The organism is Cellulosilyticum lentocellum DSM 5427 (genome assembly GCF_000178835.2).
Lineage (GTDB): Bacteria > Bacillota > Clostridia > Lachnospirales > Cellulosilyticaceae > Cellulosilyticum > Cellulosilyticum lentocellum.
The window spans coordinates 2,516,688-2,538,798 of sequence record NC_015275.1 but is presented as its reverse complement, the minus strand read 5'-3'; the positions used below and the strand labels follow the sequence as shown (position 1 = coordinate 2,538,798).

The following is a 22,111-nucleotide window of genomic DNA, read 5'->3' as shown; positions in this document are numbered from 1 at the left end:
AAAAATTGAAAGGGGTTATTTAAATGTCTTTTATTGAAAATATTAAAGCAAGAGCAAAAAGAGATAAAAAAACAATCGTTCTTCCAGAAACATCTGATATAAGAACACTTAAAGCTGCACATCAAGTTTTAGCTGAAGGGATTGCAGATGTTATCTTAATTGGTGATGAAACAGCAATTACTAACAAAGCTGAAGGCTTAGATTTAAGTGGTGCAACTATTATTAACCCAGAAACTTTTGAACAAATGGATGCTTATATTGCAGAACTTGTAAAGCTTCGCGAGAAAAAAGGAATGACAACTGAAAAAGCAAGTCAATTACTTCATAGAGATCCATTATTCCTTGGCGTAATGATGGTAAAACAAGGAATGGCAGATGGGATGGTAGCTGGTGCGATTCATGCAACAGCAGATGTACTTAGACCATCACTTCAAATTTTAAAAACAGCGCCAGGTACAAAACTTGTTTCAGCATTTTTTGTTATGGTTGTACCAGACTGTGAATATGGTTCAAACGGTACTTTTATCTTCTCAGATGCAGGCCTTAACCAAAATCCAAGTGCAGAAGAACTTGCAGCAATTGCACAAAGCTCAGCTAAAAGTTTTGCTCAATTAGTTGGAGAAGAGCCAGTAGTAGGTATGCTCTCACATTCTACATATGGCAGTGCAAAACATGCTGACGTAGATAAAGTAGTTGAAGCAACTCGTATTGCAAAAGAAGAAGCACCACAACTTAAAATAGATGGTGAATTACAATTAGATGCTGCTATTGTGCCATCAGTAGGTAGTGCTAAAGCGCCAAATAGTGATGTGGCAGGAAAAGCAAATGTTCTTGTATTTCCAGACCTTGATGCGGGTAACATTGGTTATAAACTTGTACAAAGACTTGCAAAAGCAGAAGCTTATGGCCCAATTACACAAGGTATTGCTAAACCAGTTAATGACTTGTCAAGAGGTTGTAGTGCAGAAGATATTGTGGGTGTTGTTGCTATTACAGCTGTACAAGCCCAAGGTAACTAAAAGACAATTAATATAACTTAAGGAGTGTAAAAAATGAACGTATTAGTAGTAAACTGTGGAAGTTCTTCATTAAAGTATCAATTATTAAACATGGAAAATGAATCTGTTATTGCAAAAGGAATTTGTGAAAGAATTGGAATCGATGGTTCTTTTATCAAACATACAACTGAAGGTCAAGACTCAGTAAAAGTAATGGTAGATTTTCCAAACCATAAAGTGGCTTTAGCAAAAATGCTTTCTATGCTTACAGAAGGTGAAACAGCTTGTGTTAAACCAGAAGAAATTTCAGCGGTAGGTCACCGTGTTGTTCATGGTGGAGAGAAATTCAATCAATCTGTAGTGATTACAGATGAAGTAGAAAAAGCAATTGAAGAATGTAGCGCACTTGCTCCACTTCACAATCCAGCTAACTTACTTGGTATTGACGCATGTCGTGAATTAATGCCAAACGTACCTATGGTAGCAGTATTTGATACAGCTTTCCATCAAACAATGGATAAAGCAACTTATATGTATGCTATTCCACAAGAATACTATGAAAAATACGGTATTCGTAAATATGGTTTCCACGGTACATCTCATAAATATGTATCACAAAAAGCAGCTGAAATGTTAGGCAAACCACTTGAAGAAACAAAAATAATTGTTTGTCACTTAGGAAATGGTGCAAGTGTTTGTGCTGTGGATGGTGGTAAATCAGTTGAAACTTCAATGGGATTCACACCACTTGCTGGACTTGTAATGGGAACACGTTCAGGTGATATCGACCCAGCTATTGTTACTTTCTTAATGGAAAAAGAAGGTCTATCAGCTAAAGAAATGGATAACATTTTAAATAAAAAATCTGGTGTAGATGCTTTATCTGGTTTATCAAGTGACTTCCGTGAAATTGAAGATGGTGTTGTTGCAGGTGATCCAGCTTGTAGATTTACAATGGATGCATATCAACATCGCGTAGTATCCTATATTGGAGCTTATGCAGCACTTATGAATGGTGTAGATGCGATTTGTTTTGCAGGTGGCCTTGGTGAAAATAATGCTATTATGCGTGAAGAAATCGCTAATATGTTAACATGGTTAGGTGTAGACCTTGATGTTGAGAAAAACAAATGCCGTGGTGTGGAAAGAGACCTAACAAAAGAAACATCAAAAGTAAAAATGCTTTTAATTCCTACAAATGAAGAACTTATGATTGCTAGAGACACTGTAACATTAGTTGCAAAATAAGTCATTGACAAATATAAGTCAAGTAGGTATAATTACAGAAGTGTTACTTAATGGAGTGAAAAAATGAAGATTAATATCCATGAACTTAATAAAAAGTCCGAAGTAACTTTCAAAGGTGAACAGCGTGTATCCTTAAAAGGAATCAATCCTGTACATGATGTACTTGATTGTATGGCTTTTGTAGAAGGTGTTGCTACTAAGTCGGGTAACCGTTATTTAGTAAAAGGACATGTTATTACAACAGTCTTACTTTTATGCGATCGTTGCTTGGAAGAGTATAAACATGCCTTACAAGCAGACTTATATAAGGAATATTCATCTGAAGAGTTTTTGGATGATGAAGATGAGGATATCGTTCAAGTAACTGGATCTGAAATTGACTTAGAAGATGCTATAACCGAAGCAATTTATCTGAACGTACCAATGAAAGGTTTACATGATGACAATTGCAAAGGTATTTGCAAAACTTGTGGTCAGAATTTGAATAAGCAATCTTGTAATTGTGAAAAGAATGATATAGATCCTAGACTTGAAAGTTTAAAAAATATTTTTCACCCTCAAAGTGAAGAGTAGTAACAAGAGGAGGTGTAGAAATGGCAGTACCAAAAAGAAAAACTTCTAAAGCCAGAAGAAACCAAAGACAAGCAAATTGGAAACTTTCTCCACTTAACTTAGTAAAATGTCCAAAATGTGGTGAATTAATGATGCCACATAGAGTATGTAAAGCTTGCGGTTCTTATGCAAACCGTGTTGTAGTAAAAGTAGACTAATGCTTTAAAAAAGACAGCTTTTAGCTGTCTTTTTGTATATTTGATTTAAATTGTGAGAAAGATAAGGGTGATGCATATGTCAAGAATAGCTATAGATGTCATGGGTGGCGATCATGCACCTGATGAGATTGTTAAGGGATGCGTGTTAGCGGCAGAAAAGTTAGAATCTACCCTCGTTTTAGTAGGTAAGGAAGATGTCATTAAGGAAAAACTAGCTGCCTATACATATGACGCATCTAAGATAGAAATTGTACATGCAGATGAAGTCATTGAGATGGGGGATAGTCCTGTTGCAGCTATTAGACAAAAAAAGAACTCCTCTATGGTCGTAGGACTTAAATTAGTCAAAGAAAAGCAAGTGGATGGCTTTGTGAGTGCAGGTAGTACCGGTGCTCTTTTGACAGGTGCAACACTTATTGTAGGACGTATTAAAGGAGTGGAAAGACCAGCTATGGCTCCTTTTATCCCAACTGAAACGGGCTGTGCTTTATTGATTGATTGTGGTGCTAATGTAGATGCAAAGCCAACTTATCTTAATCAGTTTGCGCGTATGGGAACTGTTTACATGGAGCAATGTATGCAAATTAAATCACCTAAAGTAGGGCTTGTTAACATTGGGACAGAAGAAGAAAAAGGCAATCAGTTAACGAAAGAAGCGTATAAGCTTTTAGATGCTGATGCTTCAATTAATTTTTGTGGTAATGTAGAAGCACGTGATATTCCTTTAGGAAAAGTAGATATTCTTGTATGTGATGGGTTTACGGGAAATATTATTCTTAAATTTATGGAAGGCTTTGGAAAGTGGATTTTAGGTATGCTTAAAGTTCAATTTTTAAAAAGTTTAAAAACTAAGCTTGCAGCTGTACTTATGAAAAAAGGTATAGGAGAAATTAAAGAGAAATTCAACTATGCTACTAAAGGTGGGGCGCCTTTCTTAGGTGTTAATGGACTAATTGTTAAAACACATGGAAGTTCCAAGTCTCAAGAAATTTTAAGCACCTTAATACAGACAGAAGGTTTTATAAAAGATGGGCTTGTAGATAAAATAAAGGATAAATTTGAGGAAAATGTAAATTAATATTGACTATAAAAGTTGTATATACTATCATCAAAATATAAATGTTTATAAGAGGTGTTGAACAATGGTATTCGATAAAGTAAAACAGATAATTAGTGAACAGTTTAATATTTCGGAGGACGAAATTACTTTATTAACATCTTTCACTGATGATTTAAATGCAGATTCATTAGATGTATTTCAAGTGATTATGGCAATTGAAGAAGAGTTTGAAATGGAAATTTCTAATGAAGAAGCTGAGAAAGTATCTACTGTCGGTGATGTAGTAGAATACATTAAAGATCAAAAAGGATTAGACTAACAAAAAAGCCTCGCTTAGCGAGGCTTTTCGTATATTAAAGGAGAATTGTAAAAATGAGTAAAAAGGTACAAAAAGCTAACAAGAGTATAGTACTAGATGAAATGCAAAGAAAGTTAAGCTATACCTTTACCAATAGCAATCTTTTAGAAGAGGCTTTAACCCATAGTTCTTATGCGAATGAGCATAGAAATGAAAGGGTAAAAGACAACGAACGTTTGGAGTTTTTAGGGGATGCTATTTTGGACTTGATTATTAGTGAATATTTATTTAAAAAGCATCCTGAAATGCCAGAGGGTGATTTATCTAAAATACGAGCTAGTATTGTATGTGAAGCTTCTTTAGCTAAAATGGCAAGATTTATTGGATTGGGCGAGTATATTCTGTTAGGAAAAGGAGAAGAAATGACAGGTGGAAGAGAACGTGCTTCTATTTTGGCAGACGGATTTGAAGCATTAACTGGAGCTCTTTTCTTAGATGGTGGATTTAATGAGGCTAAGTGTTTTTTGACAGATACGTTGATTGCACAAGTAGAACAAGTTGCTTCTCTAGAGGATCTGTATACTGACTACAAAACACTCCTTCAGGAATGTATTCAAAAGGTCAGCAATGCTCCTATTCATTATGAAGTAGTTGGAGAAGAAGGCCCAGATCATGATAAATATTTTTATGTGGAAGTTTATCATGATACAATAAGTTTAGGGCGTGGTATTGGTAAAAGTAAGAAGGAAGCAGAACAAGATGCTGCTAAAAAAGCATTAAATAATTATAAAAATTGAGGTGAAATATGTATCTAGATAAGATAGAGATACATGGCTTTAAGTCTTTTGGTGATGCTGTCAAGCTAAATATTCCAAAGGGAATTACCGGTGTAATAGGTCCAAATGGAAGTGGTAAAAGCAATGTAGCAGATGCTATCAGATGGGTGCTAGGTGAACAAAGTGCAAAGAGTCTTAGGGGTAGTAAAATGGAAGATATTATTTTTGCAGGAACAGAGAAAAGAAAATCTCTGGGTTATGCAGAAGTAGCTTTGACTATTAAAAACCCAGATGAAACTGTTCGTATTGCTTATACGGAGATTGTAATCAAAAGAAGAGTGTATCGTTCTGGAGAAAGTGAGTATTTTATCAATGGGAGTTCTTGTCGATTAAAAGATGTCCAAGAATTGTTTATGGACACGGGAATAGGAAAAGATGGTTATTCTATTATCGGACAAGGTCAAATTGATAGAGTGCTTAGTTCCAAGCCAGAAGAGAGAAGAACGCTTTTTGAAGAAGCTGCTGGTATTTATAAATACAAGGTAAGGCGTCAAGAAGCAGAAAGAAAATTAGAAAAACAAAGAGAAAATCTGACTAGACTACAAGATATTATTGGTGAGATTGAAAATAGATTATCACCTTTAGAAAGAGAAGCTGGGAAAACAACTCAGTTTTTAAGGTTAAAAGATGAATTAAAGGGAATAGACATCAATATATTTATCTATGAGATTGAGCGCTTAGAAAAAGAAATTCAGGAGCTATCTTGTAAAATGATAGCAACTGATGAAGAGCTAAAAGATAAAAATACTCAGTATCTGTCTAAGTGTGAATTAAATGATTCCTATAAAAAGCAAAGAGATGAGTTATATCATCAAACAGAGAATTTGATTGAAGCTATTTCAGAAAAAGAAAAAGACCAGGAGCGTAAACAAAGCCAATTGACAATCAATGCTGAAAAAAAGGTTAACATTGAGAGGCTACTAGAGCAGGTTTATGAAGATCAAAAGAATCAAACTAATGCGCATGAATCTAAGATAGAAAAACGGTCTTTTTTAGAAACAAAGCGTACAGCTTTGGAATTAGAAAAAGCCTCTAAGATGGCTATTATTGAGCAAGAAGAAGAGAAAATTAATCTTCTTATGGAGGAGCTTAGTCATTTAGAAGGAAGTATTAGTGAATCAAAGCAAGAGCTTTTTAATAAGATGAGAGAAATTGATATTTTCGAAGCTGAAGTTAAAAAAAATGACGGTGTTGAAGCGCAATTAGAATATCGTAAAGAACAAATTTTAGAACAAATAGCTATACTCAATAGCGAGATTCAACATCAAGAAGTTAGTTGCAAGGTACTTGAGAAGAATCAAGCAGAGGCAACTGAGCAACAAGCCAGTTTAAAATCTTCCTTAGAGGCGATGGAAAAAGATAAAGGACAGTTAATGTCTCGGAAGATACAATATGAAAATGAGCTCAATACGGTTAAACAAAATAAGATGCAAGCTGAAAGGCAATATAAGTGGTTTGAACACCTTAAGGAAGAACATGAGGGTTATTTTAGTAGTGTTAAGCAAGTCTTAAATGTTGTGAAAGGTGACCCTAATAAATGGCAAGGGATAGTTGGTGTAGTAGGTGAGTTAATGGAAGTGCCAAAAGACTACGAGATTGCTATAGTGACAGCGCTAGGCGGTTCTATTCAAAATCTAGTAGCAGATAAAGAAGATGATGCCAAAAATATGATTCAAGTTATGAAGCAAAGAGGTATTTCTCGTGTGACTTTCTTACCATTAGATACGATTAAGCCAGCTTTTCCTATGCAAGAAAAAGGTTTATCTGAAGAAGTAGGGTTCCTAGGTTTAGGAAGTGAACTTATTTCTTATGATAAAAAATATGAAAATGTTATTTCATCTTTATTAGGACGTATTTTAATTGTTAATGATATGAAGAATGCTTCACGTATTGCAAAGAAGTACCACTATAAATACAAAATTGTCACTTTAGAAGGTGAGGTGTTTAATAGTGGTGGTTCTTTAAGTGGTGGAAGTATGAAAAATCAAAGTAATAACTTATTTTCTCGTGCTAGAGAAATGAAAGAATTAGAGCAGAAACTGAAGCACTTAGCAAAAGAAGAAGAAGAGAAAGAAAAAGTCTTAGTCATGCTTACAAAAGAGTTAGAAGAAAAACTGACTCAGTATGAAAGCACAGAAGTAAGATATATACAAATAAGTGATGCCATTAAAAATTATGGGCTAGAATGGGAGAAAAATGCGCATGCATTAAAACTCACTAAAAATAATCAGCTTCAACTTATAACAGAGCGAAATAATATTGATGAATCTATTGAAGTGATTAAACAAGGAAAAGAGCAGGCGGAAGAAAAATTACGGGATTTGAAAGCAACGATTAACGATGATGAATTACAAATTGCTGATTTAGAGAAGCAGTTAGCGGATTCAAAAGGTAGACGTGAGGTCTTAGAAAAGGCATTGACTGATAAAAAAATTAGCCTTTCAAATACAGAACAAAATATTAATTATATGATAGATCAGATGAATGAATTAGAAGCTGATATTAATGGTCAAGACGAAAAAAATGCTCATTTAAGTGAAACGATTGAATGCTATCAAATGGAAATACAACAATTAATTAATGAAAATGAAAAAGTCAAAGAAGTGATTAAACTACTTAATGAAGAAGTTGTTATTAAGCAAAAAGAAAGAAAACAATTAGATGAACAAAAAGTATTATTAGAACAAAAACAAGTTCAACTATCAGATGAAATCACTACAATGTCAGAACAAATGAATTTATTGAAAGAGGAAAAATATCGTCTTGAAAATAAAAAGCAAAATAGTGAACTTCAAAAGCAGAATTGGGGGAATAGTATGTGGGAACAATATGAACTTACGTTCACACATGCATTACCATACCGCTTAGAAAATATATCTATTACTGATCTTAAAAAGCAATCAGTTGATGTAAGAGGTCAGATTAAACAAATAGGAAATGTTAATGTTAATGCAGTAGAAGAGTTTAGAGAAACTAAAGAACGCTATGAGTTTTTAACAAAGCAAAAGGAAGATATAGAAAAAGCTGAACAATCACTCATTGAATTGATTAATGAATTAATGGAGCAGATGAAAGATATTTTCATCACCCAATTTGCTATCATTGCCGAGAATTTCACTCATGTTTTCAAAGAATTATTTGGAGGTGGTGAAGCATATTTGAAGTTACTTGATGAAGAAAATATTTTAGAGTCAGGAATTGAAATCATTGCCAAACCACCAGGAAAGAAGCTTCAGAACATGACTTTACTTTCAGGTGGTGAAAGAACTTTAACAGCGATTTCACTTATTTTTGGTATTTTAAAATTAAAACCATCACCTTTCTGTGTACTAGATGAAATTGAAGCGGCTCTAGATGATGCCAATGTTTTACGCTTTGCTAATTATTTAGAGAGTTTATCGAGAGAAACACAATTCATTGTTATTACACATAGAAAAGGTACAATGGAAAGAGCACATACTTTATATGGCGTGACCATGCAAGAAAGAGGGGTTTCAACAATTCTTTCTATTCAGTTAGAGGATGTTAGTGAATATATTGATCAAAAGAAGACGAGTTAGGAGGTTAAACAGTGAGTTTTTTTAAAAAGTTTTTTGGTAAAAGTAAAGAAGAGCAAATCGATGCGTCTAGTGTTCAAGAAGAGAAATTAGAGCAAGAATTATTAGTCGAGGATGAAGTTCTAGAAGAAAAAGAGAAAGCAGAAGAAGTACAAGAGGAAATATTAAAAGAAACAACTGAAAAATTAACGATGGGCTCAGCCGATATATTAGTAAACGACGAGGTAAGTGTCGATAAAATAGAAGTTTTAGAGGAAATATTAGAAGCGGATTTGGAAACAAATGATGAAGCGCTAGCTAAAACGGACGAAGAAGAGGTTGAGAATGCAACCAAGTTAAGTGAAGAAACAGAAAAGAAAGGGTTTATTAAACGTCTTTTTGGCGGACTTACTAAAACACGTGATAGTATTTTAAAAGGTGTAGATGATGTATTAAGTAATTTTAGACATATCGATGAAGACCTTTATGAAGAATTAGAAGAAGCATTAATAATGGCAGACTTTGGTGTTGAAACGACACTTCATATTATGGAGAGTCTTAAAGAAAAAGTAAAACAAGAAAAAATAACAGAACCTAGTGCCTTAAAAGTAGCATTACAAGAAATTATTACAAAGTTACTTACAGATCAGCCTAGAGAAGAGATATTAAATCCTAATGGACCTACAGTTATTTTGGTTATTGGTGTAAATGGTGTAGGAAAAACAACTTCGATTGGAAAAATGTCACATCTATTTAAGAGCCAACATAAAAAAGTACTCGTTGCAGCAGCAGATACTTTTAGAGCAGCAGCTATAGAACAGCTTCAAGTATGGGTAAATCGTGCAGGCGTGGACCTCATTAAGCATGAAGAAGGTACAGATGCGGCAGCCGTTGTATTTGATGCTATTGCAGCAGCTAAATCACGTAAAAGTGATGTGCTTATTTGTGATACAGCAGGTAGATTACAAAATAAAACAAATTTAATGAAGGAACTAGAAAAAATTTCACGTATTATAGCGAGAGAATATCCTGAAGCTAAAAAAGAGATTTTGATTGTTTTAGATGCAACAACAGGGCAAAATGCTATTCAGCAGGTAAAGTTATTTAAAGAAGTGGCAGACATTAATGGTATTATTCTGACCAAATTAGATGGTACAGCTAAAGGTGGAGCTATTGTAGGTATTTATGAATCGCTAAAAGTACCTGTTAAGTATATTGGCGTAGGAGAGCAAATAAATGATCTTCAACCATTTGATGCAGAAATTTTTGCTACAGCCTTGTTTAAAGAATCATAAACTAAAAGAAGGATTTAATAAAAAGGTTGACAAGTAACAAGGTTTTTACTATACTAACTAGTGTAAAGTAAAAGTGACTGACAGTGTTTGGGAGTAAATCATGGAAAAATTTGTGGTGATTACCTATTTGTTCGATTTTTATCAGGAACTACTTACTGATAAGCAAAGGGATTTATTAAAAGAATATTATTTTGAAGATCTTTCTTTAGGAGAATTAGCTGAGCAGCATGATATTAGCAGGCAAAGTGCTTTTGATACTATTAAAAAAGCAGAGCAGAAATTACTAGATTATGAAAACAAGCTAGCTTTATTTGCAAAATATCAAGCGGAGCAAAAAGTATTAAGTGATATAAAAGCTTTATGCCAGACGTTAGCTAGTGACTTAAAGGATGAAAAAGCGAATAGTGTAAACAAGGTCATTACGCTAGTAGATAAATTAATGAATAAGATTTAGGAGGACGGATATGGCCTTTGATCAATTATCAACCAAACTACAAGATGTCTTCAAACAGCTAAAAGGTAAAGGAAAGCTTTCAGATAAAGATGTAAAGTTAGCGCTTAGAGAAGTAAAACTAGCTTTATTGGAAGCGGATGTTAACTTTAAAGTGGTGAAACAGTTTATTAAAACCATTGAAGAGCGAGCTGTTGGACATGAAGTCATGGAGAGCTTGACTCCAGGTCAACAAGTAATTAAGATTGTTAATGAAGAGTTAATTAACTTAATGGGTTCGACCCAAAGTAAAATAAATTTTGCTCCAAGAGGTATTACTGTTATTATGATGGTAGGTCTTCAAGGTGCAGGTAAGACGACTACTAGTGCCAAATTAAGTAGTCATATCAAGTCACAAGGTAAAAGGCCACTTTTAGTAGCCTGTGATGTTTATAGACCAGCAGCTATTGATCAATTAACAAAAGTGGGTAAGCAAGTAAATGTTCCTGTTTTTTCAATGGGAAGTGATAAGAATCCAGTTGATATTGCACAAGCTGGTGTGAACTATGCTAAAGAAAATAACTTAGATGTTGTTATTATCGATACAGCAGGTCGTTTGCATATAGATGAAGTATTAATGGACGAGCTAAAGAATATCAAAGCATTAGTGAAACCGCAAGAAATCCTACTTGTAGTAGATGCAATGACAGGTCAAGATGCAGTAAATGTTGCTGAATCTTTTGATCAGACTTTAGGCCTTGATGGTGTTGTTATGACCAAGTTAGATGGTGATAGCAGAGGTGGTGCTGCTTTATCTGTTAAGGCAGTCACTAATAAACCTATTAAGTTCGTGGGAATGGGAGAAAAGTTAAATGACTTAGAACCTTTCCATCCGGAACGTATTGCTTCTCGTATATTAGGTATGGGAGATGTACTAACACTTATCGAAAAGGCACAACAAAATATTGATGAGAAAAAAGCAAAAGAGCTTGAAGCGAAGTTTAGAAAAGCAGAGTTTAACTTTGAAGATTTTCTTGAACAAATGCAGCAAATTAAGAATATGGGACCTATTAGTCAACTCTTAGGTATGATTCCTGGAATGAATGCTGCAAAGCTAAATGAAATCCAAGGTCAAGTGGATGAAAAGCAAATGGCGCACATTGAAGCAATTATTTTATCAATGACAAAAGCAGAGAGACTAAATCCTAGCCTTCTAAATATGAGTCGTAAAAAACGTATTGCACAAGGTTCAGGACGTGACTTACAAGAGGTCAACAGACTGATTAAACAGTTTGAACAGATGCAAGGTATGATGAAGCAATTCTCAGGTGCTATGAAAGGCAAAAAAGGTAAATTTAAATTTCCTTTTATGTAAATAAATTTTAAAATAATTTAAGAGGTGAAAATATTATGGCAGTAAAAATTCGTTTAAAAAGAATGGGACAAAAGAAAGCTCCTTTTTACAGAATCGTTGTAGCTGATTCTCGTTCTCCAAGAGATGGTAGATTTATCGAAGAGATTGGATACTTCAATCCATGTCAAGAACCAAATGAGTTAAACATTAATAAAGAAGCAGCTGAAAAGTGGCTTTCAACTGGTGCTCAACCAACAGATACAGTAAAAGATTTACTTAAAAAAGCTGGTATTCAATAATACTTTTCTAAGGGGGCAAGTCTTATGGAAGATTTATTACGTATGATTGCTACAGAATTAGTAGACAATAAAGAGCAAGTTTCTGTGTCTCAAGTAGAGGAAGAGGACAAAATTATCTTACAACTAAAGGTGGCCCCTGAGGACATGGGAAAAGTAATTGGCAAACAAGGAAGAATTGCTAAGTCAATTCGAACAATAATTAAAGCAACTACAGCTCAATCATCTAAAAAAGTTGTAGTGGATATTTTAGAATAGGTTAGGGTATATCCCTAGCCTATTTATCTATCCAAAAGTTGAAGAATAAATTTGTTTAATAATGATGTCATATAAGATAAATAATTTATGGCTATACTAGGAATAAGACGTTTGTGAGTTTTCATAAGTTATTGATTAACCTATCATTTATGAAAATTTATAAATGATGAAAGTAGAGGATGAATAAAATGAATGAAATGTTTATTGTAGGAAAAATAGTAAATACACATGGGGTTAAGGGTGAGTTAAAAGTAATGCCTAGTACTGATGATCCTACTCGTTTTGAACAATTAAAAGAAATTTATGTAGAAAGAAAAAAACTTGAATCATATGAAATTCAAAGTGTACGTTATCATAAAGGAATGGTTCTTCTTAAATTAAAAGGTATAGATGATATGACAACAGCGGAACTCTTTAAGGGCGCTTTATTAAAAATAGATCGTAAGGATAGTTTACCTCTGGAAGAAGATGAATATTACATCGCAGATTTATATGGTATGCAAGTGTATACTTATGATGAAGAACGCTATTTAGGAGAAATTGTAGATGTGATTTACACAGGAAGTAATGATGTTTATGCTGTTAGAAAAGAAGATAGAGCCAAGGATTTGTTGCTTCCAGCAATCAAACAAGTAATCAAATCTGTTGATGTTAAACAAAATAAAATGCATGTGACACTTTTAGAAGGACTTGAAGAATTATGCGAATAACAGTTATGACCCTGTTTAAAGAAACCATTAATACCTTATTTGATTATAGTATTATGGGCAGAGCAAGAAAAAGTGGATTAGTTGAACTAGAAGCAGTAGATATAAGAGATTTTGCTAATAACAAACATCATCAAGTGGATGACTATCCTTATGGTGGTGGTGCGGGTATGCTTATGATGGCTCAGCCAGTGTATGATTGTTATGAACATATTCGTAGTAAAGCAGAAGGGAAGTCAATGCGCATTCTTTATATGACACCACATGGGAAAGTATGGAATCAGCAACTGGCCGAAGAATTTTCAAAAGAAGAAAATATTGTTATTTTATGTGGACATTATGAAGGAATAGATCAACGTGTTATTGATGAGATTGTTACAGATGAAATTTCTATTGGTGACTTTGTTTTAACTGGAGGAGAGTTGCCTGCTGTTATGATAGCAGATAGCATCATAAGATTATTACCTGGTGTTTTAGGTAAACAAGAATCTTTTGAGGAAGAGTCTTTTAGTGATGGACTTTTAGAATATTATCATTATACACGTCCTGCTGTTTTTAGAGGAAAAGAAGTACCCCCTGTATTATTGTCAGGAAATCACCAAAAGATTGCAGAGCATCGTAGACAAGAGTCTCTTATTAATACTTATAAAAAACGTCCTGAATTACTAGAAACAGCTAAATTAACCCATAAGGAACGAACTTTTATTGAAGCTTATGCAAAAAAGGTTTGCAATGAAAATCAAGACATGTTATAATGTGTAGTGTTATTACGGATGGTCCGCTGTCAAAGATCTTGTTAAGAACATCTGAGAAAAAAGGAGAATTAAATATGAACCCAATTATTAGAGAAATTGAAAACGCTCAACTTAAAGCAGAAGTACCTTCATTTAACGTAGGTGACACAATTCGTGTATATGCTAAAATCAAAGAAGGTCAAAGAGAACGTATCCAAATGTTCGAAGGTATCGTATTAAAAAGACAAAATGGTGGTGTTCGTGAAACATTCACAGTTAGAAGAATGTCTTACGGTGTAGGAGTTGAAAAAACTTGGGCACTTCATTCACCAAACATTGAAAAAATTGAAGTTGTTCGTTTAGGTAAAGTTAGAAGAGCTAAACTTAACTACTTACGTGAACGTGTTGGTAAAAACGCTAAAGTTAAAGAATTAATCAAATAATAAAAAAAGGACTTTTATAGTCCTTTTTTTATTATTTATAAGTCTAAAAATATATTTATTGTAAAAATATATTGAGAAGCAAGATTAACATCTCTATAATAAAACTAGTAAAGATAAAATAGATTTCATAAAGGTGATAGACAGAATGAATATACAGTGGTATCCAGGTCATATGACCAAAACAAAAAGATTAATAGAAGAAAATATTAAGCTTGTTGATATTGTTATTGAACTTTTAGATGCAAGAGCACCTTATAGTACAAAAAATCCAGATATTGATAAGCTTGCACAAAATAAAATGCGTATTATTATTTTAAACAAAGCAGATTTAGCAGATGAATCAATTACAAAAGAATGGATCAAATGGTATAGTGCACATAATGTGAAAGTGGTACCTATTATTGCGACTACGGGAAAAGGTATTAAGGAAGTAACTAAAATTGCAGAAGATTTATTAAAGGAAAAAATAGAGCGTGATCGTGCGAGAGGAAGGATTTATCGTCCTATACGTGCCATGATTGTAGGAATTCCTAATGTTGGTAAATCTACATTTATTAACTCTTTAGTTGGCAAAGGGACAGCTAAGACAGGTGATAAGCCAGGAGTTACGCGTGGTAAACAATGGGTTAAAATTAAGAAAGGCTTTGAACTTTTAGATATGCCAGGTATTTTGTGGCCTAAGTTTGAAGACCAAATGGTGGCACGTCATTTAGCGTATATTGGTTCTATCAATGATAATATTTTAGATAATAGACAGCTAGCTATTCATTTACTTGAAGAAGGAAGTACATTGTTTAAAGCACAGATTGAACAGCGCTATAAGATGAATTTACCAGTAGAGGCTTATGAAGCTTTTAAGGCTATTGGTTTAAAAAGAGGTTTGATAATAGCGGGTGGGGAGTTAGATGAATTGCGTACAGCCCAAACCATTATTGATGAATTTCGTAGTGGTAAATGGGGACGTGTAACAGTAGAAGTGCCTAGGAAAGATAAAGAGTAGAAAAGAAGTGATAAGATGCATGATGGGGGATTTAGATTAAAGACAATTATAGAAATGATAAAAGAAATAGCTATTGTAGTTTTAATTTGCTTATTGTTCTTTAGCTTTATATTGAGTCAAAATAAGATTCCATCTGGTTCTATGATTAGCACATTGAATATTAATGATCGCATATTAGTTTCACCTATCCCCTTTTATTATAGAAATCCTAATAGAGGTGAAATTGTAGTTTTTCATCAAGAAGATAAAATGTGGGTGAAACGTGTGGTAGGTATGCCAGGAGATATAATCGATATACGTGAAGGTGATGTTTACATTAATGATATATTCTATGATGAACAGACTTATTTAAAAAATACAGGAATTTCTACACCTAATTCGCCATGGGATGAACCTGTAGAGTTTCCGTATAAGGTTCCAGAGGATCATTATTTTTTAATGGGTGATAATAGGATGGATAGTAAAGATTCTAGATATATAGGTGCTGTTTCAAGAGATGAAATAGTGGGAACACCTATTTTTCGTATTTATCCATTTAATCAGATAGGACCTATGAAATAAATCTTAAAAGAATACATAGCGAAAAGGATGTGAAAAGATGAGTAAAGTATTATATAGCATCAAAGGATGTGTAGAGTTTATAAAAGAGTTGGTTTTAGTTGTATTAGTTGCTTTATTGTTTACATCATTTATTGTAAGCCATAATAAGATTCCAACTCCTTCTATGGTTAGTACCATTAATGAGCAAGATCATATTCTAACTACCATGGTACCCTATTATTATCGTAATCCTGAGGTGGGAGAAATCGTTGTATTTAAACAAGGGGAAGAAAGTTGGGTAAAGCGTGTTATAGGTTTACCAGGTGATATAATTGATATTAGAGAAGGACAGGTTTATGTCAATGATGAAGCAATAGATGAATCAGCCTATTTAGCAGCAGGAATGAGTTCGGAACCTTATCCTGGATCTGACCATGTAACATTTCCTTATACTGTACAAGAAGATCATTATTTCTTAATGGGAGATAACCGGGCGCAGAGTCAAGATTGCCGTTATTTAGGAGCAATTGCTAGAGATAAAATATATGGTAAGGCATGGATAAAAATATATCCATTTAATCAAATAGGTTTACTTAAATAGAGAGTAGAAGAAAGAGATGTGCAGAGGATGAACAGGTATTACACTAAAGTAAGAAAAATAATAGAAATGATAAAAGAGCCTATGCTTGCTGTATTAACTGCACTATTAATTTCAAGTTTTATTATAAGTCATACAAGAATTCCTACAGAATCTATGATGCATACCATTTATCCTGGAGATCATCTTATTGTTAATCGTATTCCTTATTATTATAGAAATCCTGAAAGAGGAGAGATTGCTGTATTTACGTACGAAGAAGATCATTTGATTAAGCGTGTTATAGGCTTGCCAGGAGATATCATAGATATTATTAATAATGAGGTTTATGTTAATGGAAAGGCTATGGATGAATCTAGATATTTAGATGAAACAACTAAAACATATCTTTATTCAGGTTCAGTCATAGACTTTCCTTATAAAGTACCCTCAGGCTATTATTTTATGATGGGAGATAACCGAATTAATAGTAAAGATAGTAGAGTATTTGGTCCTATTCCAAGGACTGCAATTATTGCAAAAGCTGGGTTTAGAATTTTTCCTTTACAACGCATAGGAGTGGTAGAATAGGTGGGGTGAATTTGAATATAAAAGAACTAGATCAATTATTAAATAACCTAAGTATAGAGGCGCTAAAAGAAGAATTAAAAGCATATGAAATAGATACACGTAGTGGCGTTATTAAGTTAATTGATAAATATAAAAGAAAAATACAGACTTATGAAAATGAACTAGCTTTATGGCAACTTAAGTGCGAATTTGATAGCATATTTCATGATAATCAGTATATCCTTGTAGGAATAGATGAAGTTGGCAGAGGACCTTTAGCAGGACCAGTAGTGGCAGCTGCTGTTATTTTACCTTATGATACAAATCTTGTAGGATTAAAGGATTCAAAAAAATTAACAGAACCCAAAAGAGAGAAGCTCTATGATCAAATTCAGTCCAATGCTTTAGGAATTGGTATAGGAATCGTAGATGCTGATCGCATTGATGAGATTAACATCTTACAAGCTACTTTTGAAGCAATGAGACATGCCTTAAGTGAGCTTAAGATAGACTATGATAGGGTATTAGTAGATGGTGATAAAGTGATTCCAAAGATTCAAATAAGACAAGAAGCTATTATAGGTGGTGATGACAAAAGTGCTAGTATAGCAGCTGCTAGTGTGATTGCAAAGGTGACAAGAGATCGAATGATGAAAGCTTATGCCAACACCTATGACAAGTATGACTGGGAAAATAATAAGGGTTATGGTAGTCAAAAACATTATGAAGCAATACGAAATTATGGTATTACACCATTGCATCGTAAATCATTTTTAAAGAATGAGGGGATATTTTGATTAATGAAACTTTAAGGTTTAGTCCGTTAACAGAAGCGACGCCAGCTAGTTATGAAGCTTCTTCAACTAGTAGGGATATAAGTCATTTACTAGCAAAGTTACAACCAGGAGATTATATTGAGGGGACATTAATAGAAGCCGAGAATGGTACTGTATTAAAATTGGGGAATGGTATAAGCGTGCCTGTTAATCTATTAGATGCTGTGGATATAGGCAAATTACTTTCTTTTGTGGTAGTGGGTAAAGAAAATCAAAAGCTTATATTACAACCTAAAATACCTGAAACTTTATCAAATGGTCAACTTATTGATAAAATTATGAGTGAGTTGAAATTACCTAATCAAATAGAAATGAAAAATATTATCGGACAGTTTATAGAGAAGCAATTACCTTTGAATAAAGAAAGCCTTTTATCCATTTTTCAAGGACATAAAACTTATGATTTACCAACAGAAATGCTTGTCAATTTAAAATCAAGTGAAGTGCCATTAGTATTAAAAGATATAGAGCACCTTTCATATTTAAAATCGGAGGGAATAAAGGGAATAACTGAAGCCTTTAAAGGTATACTAGAGGGCATAAAAAACATGAACCAACTCGAGAATGTAGTACATGATTTTGGTCATGCATTGTCGCTAGAACAATTAGAAAAAGCAATAAAAGCAAGTTTGATTGATGAACAGACAGGAAAGTATGAGGAAAGTAGGTCCTTAAAAGAAAATAGATTAGTTGATGGTTCACCTGCACAGTCCCACTCGGCTGAAGTGATTTTAAAAGATTGGTTTTCATCACTTTCTATGGAAGATTTTCGATTGGAGCAGAAAGTAAATGACTATTTTAGGGGACAGCCGGAAATTTTTTATGAAAAAGTACTAAAAACACTTGCAGAGGCCATTTTTAAAAGTTACCTTGAAGTTGATATCAAACAAATAAATAACCATATAAAAGAAAGTGAAAAAATTACAGGGACAAGTGAACGTGTAGAAGCAATTCTAGAGCATTTAGGTAAATTAGATCTTTCTGAAGAAAGAAAAGAAAAGTTGCAACAAGTACATCAGATGTTTCAAGTTGTTCAAAAGTATAATATAGAAGCGCAGTACTTTTGTTTTCCTATGGTTTTTAATAATCAAGAAAGCACGGGTGAACTTTATTTTTTTAAACCAAAGAAAAAGCAAGGCAATAGCGATGAACGGATGTATATTGTAATGGCACTCAATATGCCCTTTTTGCGTAAAGTAGAAGTACATATAGAGCAAATAAAAGATGCTGTTAATATGACACTTAAAGTTGAAACTCAAACAATGAAAGAGCAAATAGAGTCTTCATTAGAACAATTATCTGAAGAATTAGGTAGTTCAGGATATCATTTAAATCAATTACAAGTTAAATTATTGAAGGATAATAGACTTAAGGAAGAAATATATACAGGACTTTATCATATGGACCTTAAAGCATAAGGAGGGCGTAATGAAAAAGAAGCAAAGAATGAAAGCTGTTGCCTTATCTTATCAAGAAGATATGAATGCACCTACTATTGTTGCTAGTGGAAGTGGAAAAGTAGCAGAAAATATACTGGAAGAAGCTAAAAAACATCATGTGCCTGTTTATGAAGACAAGAAGTTGGCTACAATCTTAGCAGAGTTACAAGTAGGAGAACAAATTCCAACAGAACTATATGAGCTTGTAGCAAAAGTCTTAGTATTTGTAGGTGATATGGATGAGCTTTACGCCAAAACGAGAGGGCATAAGTAATAAGCGTTTACTAGGAACACAATATGAACTATTAGCAATAGCTTATTTAGAAGCTAAGCATTATACGATTTTGGAACATAGCTATAGGTGTCGTTTCGGTGAGATTGACATCATTGCTAAGGATGATGAATATATTGTATTTGTAGAAGTAAAATATAGAAAAAGAGTAGATTATGGTTATCCAAGAGAAGCAGTTGATTATAAGAAAAGACAGCACATCTTACGTACGGCTATGTACTATTTAAGAACAAAGATAGGTTATGAAGTAGCAAGTCGCTTTGATGTGATTGAAATCTTGGAAACTAGCATAACACATTTAGAAGCGGCATTTTAGGAGGATTTGACATGATAGATTTAGCATCATTTAAGTTTATTACAAAAGGAGAGTTAACTTACCTAATTTTTACACCATGGGAAAACGAAGCTTTAGTACATGGTTTTACTACTAGAACAGGTGGTGTAAGTGAGGGGGAGTGGTCCAGCTTAAATCTTGGTTTTAATAGAGGTGATAAAGAAACAAGCGTTATAGAAAATTATAGGAGAGTATGTGATGCACTAGAAGTAACACTGGATTCGCTTGTGCTATCTAAACAAGTACATGAATTGGAAATTGCAAAAGTGACTCAAGAAGATAAAGGGAATGGTATTATACAACCTAACAAGTGGAAAAGTAAAGATGGCATTTATACAAGAGAGAAGGGGGTCACATTAGTGACACACTATGCAGATTGTGTTCCCTTGTTTTTTTATGCACCTAAATATGGTATGATAGGTATGGCTCATGCCGGATGGAGAGGAACCGTAGGTAGAATTGGAAAGAAGATGATTGAGTTATGGGAAAAGGAAGGTATTTTGGCTAGTGACATTCAAGTGGCTATAGGGCCATCTATAGGCTCATGCTGTTTTGAAGTAGGTGCTGAGGTGGCAGACCAATTTAGTAATCAGTTTCCAGGAGCATCATTTATTATTGCCCATGAATATGATGATAAGTATCATATTGATTTATGGGCATGTAATGAAAGGATACTTCTTGAAGCAGGGATTTTAAAGGAAAATATCATTCAAAGCCAAATCTGTACGTGTTGTCATTCAGATTTATTCTTTTCACACAGAAAAACTCAAGGTAAAAGAGGAACATCAGGCGCATTTATGTGCTTAAAATAACGTGACTTTTTTGAGAATAGGTGCAGACTCTTGACAGAATTAGGGATTATCAGTACATTAGAAAAAAGGTACTTTAGATAAGCTAAAGATTTTAAATTAATATTAAAAGGAGAAAGATAAATGAGTAAACCGATTGTTGCTGTAATAGGTAGACCTAACGTAGGAAAGTCTACTTTATTTAATAGATTAACAAAATCAAAAACGTCAATAGTAGATGATACACCAGGTGTAACAAGAGACCGTATTTATGGAGAGGTAGAATGGCTTAATCATAAATTCACTATTATTGATACAGGTGGTATTGAGCCAGATAGTACAGATATTATCTTAAGTCAGATGAGAAGACAGGCAGAAGCAGCTATTGAATCAGCGGATGTGATTATCTTCTTGGTGGATGTAAAGACGGGTATGACAGATGCAGATACTCACGTTGCTAATATGCTTAGAAAGTCACACAAACCAGTTGTTTTAGTAGTGAATAAGGTCGATGATATGGTTCATCAAACAATGGGCATGTATGAATTTTACAACCTAGGACTTGGTGAACCTATTCCTATCTCTTCTGGACAAGCTTTAAATTTAGGAGACATGCTTGACGAAGTAGTAAGCTATTTCCCAGATGAAGATGCAGAAGCAGAGGAAGATGATAAAATAAGAGTGGCGATTATTGGTAAGCCAAATGTAGGAAAGTCTTCTTTAGTTAATAAAATTGTAGGAGAAGAGCGTGTTATTGTAAGTAATATAGCAGGAACTACACGTGATTCTGTAGATACAGAAGTGACTATTGAAGGTCAAGAATATGTACTCATTGATACTGCAGGTATTAGAAGACGTAGTAAAATCAAAGAAAACATTGAAAAGTATAGCATTATCCGTACAATAGCAGCTATTGATCGTGCAGATGTAGTTCTGATTCTTATTGATGCAGAAGAGGGAATTACAGAACAAGATACTAAAATAGCAGGTATGGCGCATGAGGCAGGAAAAGGTTGTATTATTGTTGTTAACAAATGGGATGCCATTGAAAAAGATGATAAAACAATGAATGCTTATTTGAAAAAGATTACAAATACATTAGCTTATATGCAGTATGCACCATGTATGTTCATTTCAGCTTTAACAGGTCAACGTATTCCTAAATTATTTGATACAATTTATGCAATTGCACAAAATCAGTCCCAACGTATTAGTACAGGTGTTTTAAATGATGTATTATATGAAGCGATGGCTATGAATCAGCCACCAAGTGATAAAGGTAAGCCACTTAAAATTTTCTATATGACACAAGTAAGTATTAAACCGCCTACATTTGTTATTTTTGTAAATGATAAAGAACTAATGCATTTTTCATACCAACGTTATATCGAAAATCAAATGAGAGAAGCCTTTGGTTTTAAGGGCACACCACTTCGATTTATTGTAAGAGAAAAAGGGGCGAAAGAATAAAA

General features: G+C 33.6%; 26 protein-coding genes. All 26 read left to right on the top strand.

What is annotated here, in order from left to right; genetic code table 11:
• Positions 1 to 23: 23 nt before the first annotated feature.
• The 26 genes from pta (at position 24) to der (ending at position 22,109) form a co-directional block, all read left to right on the top strand.
• Entirely contained in the window at positions 24 to 1,019 is a 996-nt protein-coding gene (gene pta, locus CLOLE_RS11660; protein WP_013657318.1) for a phosphate acetyltransferase, read from the top strand.
• A 33-nt stretch (positions 1,020 to 1,052) separates the two neighbouring features.
• On the top strand, positions 1,053 to 2,246 hold the full coding sequence (locus CLOLE_RS11655) for an acetate/propionate family kinase (protein WP_013657317.1): 1,194 nt from the start codon (positions 1,053 to 1,055) through the stop codon (positions 2,244 to 2,246).
• Between the two features lie 63 nt (positions 2,247 to 2,309).
• The gene (locus CLOLE_RS11650; RefSeq protein WP_013657316.1) at positions 2,310 to 2,819 is read left to right on the top strand and encodes a YceD family protein; all 510 of its coding nucleotides are present in this window, start codon (positions 2,310 to 2,312) and stop codon (positions 2,817 to 2,819) included.
• A gap of 20 nt (positions 2,820 to 2,839) precedes the next feature.
• Positions 2,840 to 3,016, top strand: coding sequence for a 50S ribosomal protein L32 (gene rpmF / locus CLOLE_RS11645; RefSeq protein ID WP_013657315.1), 177 nt, complete (start codon positions 2,840 to 2,842; stop codon positions 3,014 to 3,016).
• A gap of 76 nt (positions 3,017 to 3,092) precedes the next feature.
• A complete protein-coding gene (plsX, locus tag CLOLE_RS11640; RefSeq protein ID WP_013657314.1) occupies positions 3,093 to 4,094 on the top strand; it encodes a phosphate acyltransferase PlsX in 1,002 nt (333 codons plus the stop codon).
• Positions 4,095 to 4,158: 64 nt separating this feature from the next.
• On the top strand, positions 4,159 to 4,395 hold the full coding sequence (gene acpP, locus CLOLE_RS11635) for an acyl carrier protein (protein ID WP_013657313.1): 237 nt from the start codon (positions 4,159 to 4,161) through the stop codon (positions 4,393 to 4,395).
• Between the two features lie 53 nt (positions 4,396 to 4,448).
• A complete protein-coding gene (gene rnc, locus CLOLE_RS11630; protein WP_013657312.1) occupies positions 4,449 to 5,171 on the top strand; it encodes a ribonuclease III in 723 nt (240 codons plus the stop codon).
• 8 nt (positions 5,172 to 5,179) lie between these two features.
• Positions 5,180 to 8,770, top strand: a complete 3,591-nt coding sequence (smc, locus tag CLOLE_RS11625; protein ID WP_013657311.1) for a chromosome segregation protein SMC — start codon at positions 5,180 to 5,182, stop codon at positions 8,768 to 8,770.
• Positions 8,771 to 9,132: 362 nt separating this feature from the next.
• The gene (gene ftsY, locus CLOLE_RS11620) at positions 9,133 to 10,041 is read left to right on the top strand and encodes a signal recognition particle-docking protein FtsY (protein WP_408610358.1); all 909 of its coding nucleotides are present in this window, start codon (positions 9,133 to 9,135) and stop codon (positions 10,039 to 10,041) included.
• A gap of 100 nt (positions 10,042 to 10,141) precedes the next feature.
• The gene (gene ylxM / locus CLOLE_RS11615; protein WP_013657309.1) at positions 10,142 to 10,495 is read left to right on the top strand and encodes a YlxM family DNA-binding protein; all 354 of its coding nucleotides are present in this window, start codon (positions 10,142 to 10,144) and stop codon (positions 10,493 to 10,495) included.
• A 10-nt stretch (positions 10,496 to 10,505) separates the two neighbouring features.
• Entirely contained in the window at positions 10,506 to 11,846 is a 1,341-nt protein-coding gene (ffh, locus tag CLOLE_RS11610) for a signal recognition particle protein (protein WP_013657308.1), read from the top strand.
• Between the two features lie 35 nt (positions 11,847 to 11,881).
• On the top strand, positions 11,882 to 12,124 hold the full coding sequence (rpsP, locus tag CLOLE_RS11605) for a 30S ribosomal protein S16 (protein ID WP_013657307.1): 243 nt from the start codon (positions 11,882 to 11,884) through the stop codon (positions 12,122 to 12,124).
• Positions 12,125 to 12,148: 24 nt separating this feature from the next.
• Complete coding sequence (locus CLOLE_RS11600) at positions 12,149 to 12,379, top strand: KH domain-containing protein (protein ID WP_013657306.1); 231 nt, start codon at positions 12,149 to 12,151, stop codon at positions 12,377 to 12,379.
• 188 nt (positions 12,380 to 12,567) lie between these two features.
• Positions 12,568 to 13,089, top strand: coding sequence for a ribosome maturation factor RimM (gene rimM / locus CLOLE_RS11595; RefSeq protein ID WP_013657305.1), 522 nt, complete (start codon positions 12,568 to 12,570; stop codon positions 13,087 to 13,089).
• On the top strand, positions 13,080 to 13,841 hold the full coding sequence (gene trmD / locus CLOLE_RS11590; protein WP_013657304.1) for a tRNA (guanosine(37)-N1)-methyltransferase TrmD: 762 nt from the start codon (positions 13,080 to 13,082) through the stop codon (positions 13,839 to 13,841). The genes rimM and trmD overlap by 10 nt, the downstream gene beginning before the upstream one ends.
• A 74-nt stretch (positions 13,842 to 13,915) precedes the next feature.
• Positions 13,916 to 14,263, top strand: a complete 348-nt coding sequence (gene rplS / locus CLOLE_RS11585) for a 50S ribosomal protein L19 (protein WP_041712978.1) — start codon at positions 13,916 to 13,918, stop codon at positions 14,261 to 14,263.
• 145 nt (positions 14,264 to 14,408) lie between these two features.
• On the top strand, positions 14,409 to 15,263 hold the full coding sequence (gene ylqF / locus CLOLE_RS11580) for a ribosome biogenesis GTPase YlqF (protein WP_013657302.1): 855 nt from the start codon (positions 14,409 to 14,411) through the stop codon (positions 15,261 to 15,263).
• Positions 15,264 to 15,317: 54 nt separating this feature from the next.
• Complete coding sequence (gene lepB / locus CLOLE_RS11575) at positions 15,318 to 15,824, top strand: signal peptidase I (protein WP_242825744.1); 507 nt, start codon at positions 15,318 to 15,320, stop codon at positions 15,822 to 15,824.
• A gap of 37 nt (positions 15,825 to 15,861) precedes the next feature.
• Positions 15,862 to 16,404 (top strand): signal peptidase I, encoded by a 543-nt coding sequence (gene lepB, locus CLOLE_RS11570; protein WP_013657300.1) that lies wholly within the window; start codon positions 15,862 to 15,864, stop codon positions 16,402 to 16,404.
• A gap of 27 nt (positions 16,405 to 16,431) precedes the next feature.
• Positions 16,432 to 16,971, top strand: a complete 540-nt coding sequence (gene lepB, locus CLOLE_RS11565; protein ID WP_013657299.1) for a signal peptidase I — start codon at positions 16,432 to 16,434, stop codon at positions 16,969 to 16,971.
• A 5-nt stretch (positions 16,972 to 16,976) separates the two neighbouring features.
• A complete protein-coding gene (locus CLOLE_RS11560; protein ID WP_157864059.1) occupies positions 16,977 to 17,747 on the top strand; it encodes a ribonuclease HII in 771 nt (256 codons plus the stop codon).
• Positions 17,744 to 19,204, top strand: a complete 1,461-nt coding sequence (gene fliK, locus CLOLE_RS11555) for a flagellar hook-length control protein FliK (RefSeq protein ID WP_013657297.1) — start codon at positions 17,744 to 17,746, stop codon at positions 19,202 to 19,204. Before CLOLE_RS11560 ends, fliK begins: the two co-directional genes overlap by 4 nt.
• A 10-nt stretch (positions 19,205 to 19,214) precedes the next feature.
• On the top strand, positions 19,215 to 19,499 hold the full coding sequence (locus tag CLOLE_RS11550; protein ID WP_013657296.1) for an EscU/YscU/HrcU family type III secretion system export apparatus switch protein: 285 nt from the start codon (positions 19,215 to 19,217) through the stop codon (positions 19,497 to 19,499).
• Positions 19,465 to 19,833 carry a YraN family protein gene (locus CLOLE_RS11545; protein ID WP_013657295.1) on the top strand — a complete coding sequence of 123 codons (369 nt, stop codon included), beginning with the start codon at positions 19,465 to 19,467 and terminating at the stop codon, positions 19,831 to 19,833. The genes CLOLE_RS11550 and CLOLE_RS11545 overlap by 35 nt, the downstream gene beginning before the upstream one ends.
• Positions 19,834 to 19,844: 11 nt before the next feature.
• Positions 19,845 to 20,663 carry a peptidoglycan editing factor PgeF gene (gene pgeF / locus CLOLE_RS11540; RefSeq protein WP_013657294.1) on the top strand — a complete coding sequence of 273 codons (819 nt, stop codon included), beginning with the start codon at positions 19,845 to 19,847 and terminating at the stop codon, positions 20,661 to 20,663.
• Between the two features lie 120 nt (positions 20,664 to 20,783).
• Positions 20,784 to 22,109: a ribosome biogenesis GTPase Der gene (gene der, locus CLOLE_RS11535; protein ID WP_013657293.1), complete on the top strand. Its 1,326-nt coding sequence runs from the start codon at positions 20,784 to 20,786 to the stop codon at positions 22,107 to 22,109.
• Positions 22,110 to 22,111: the final 2 nt, after the last annotated feature.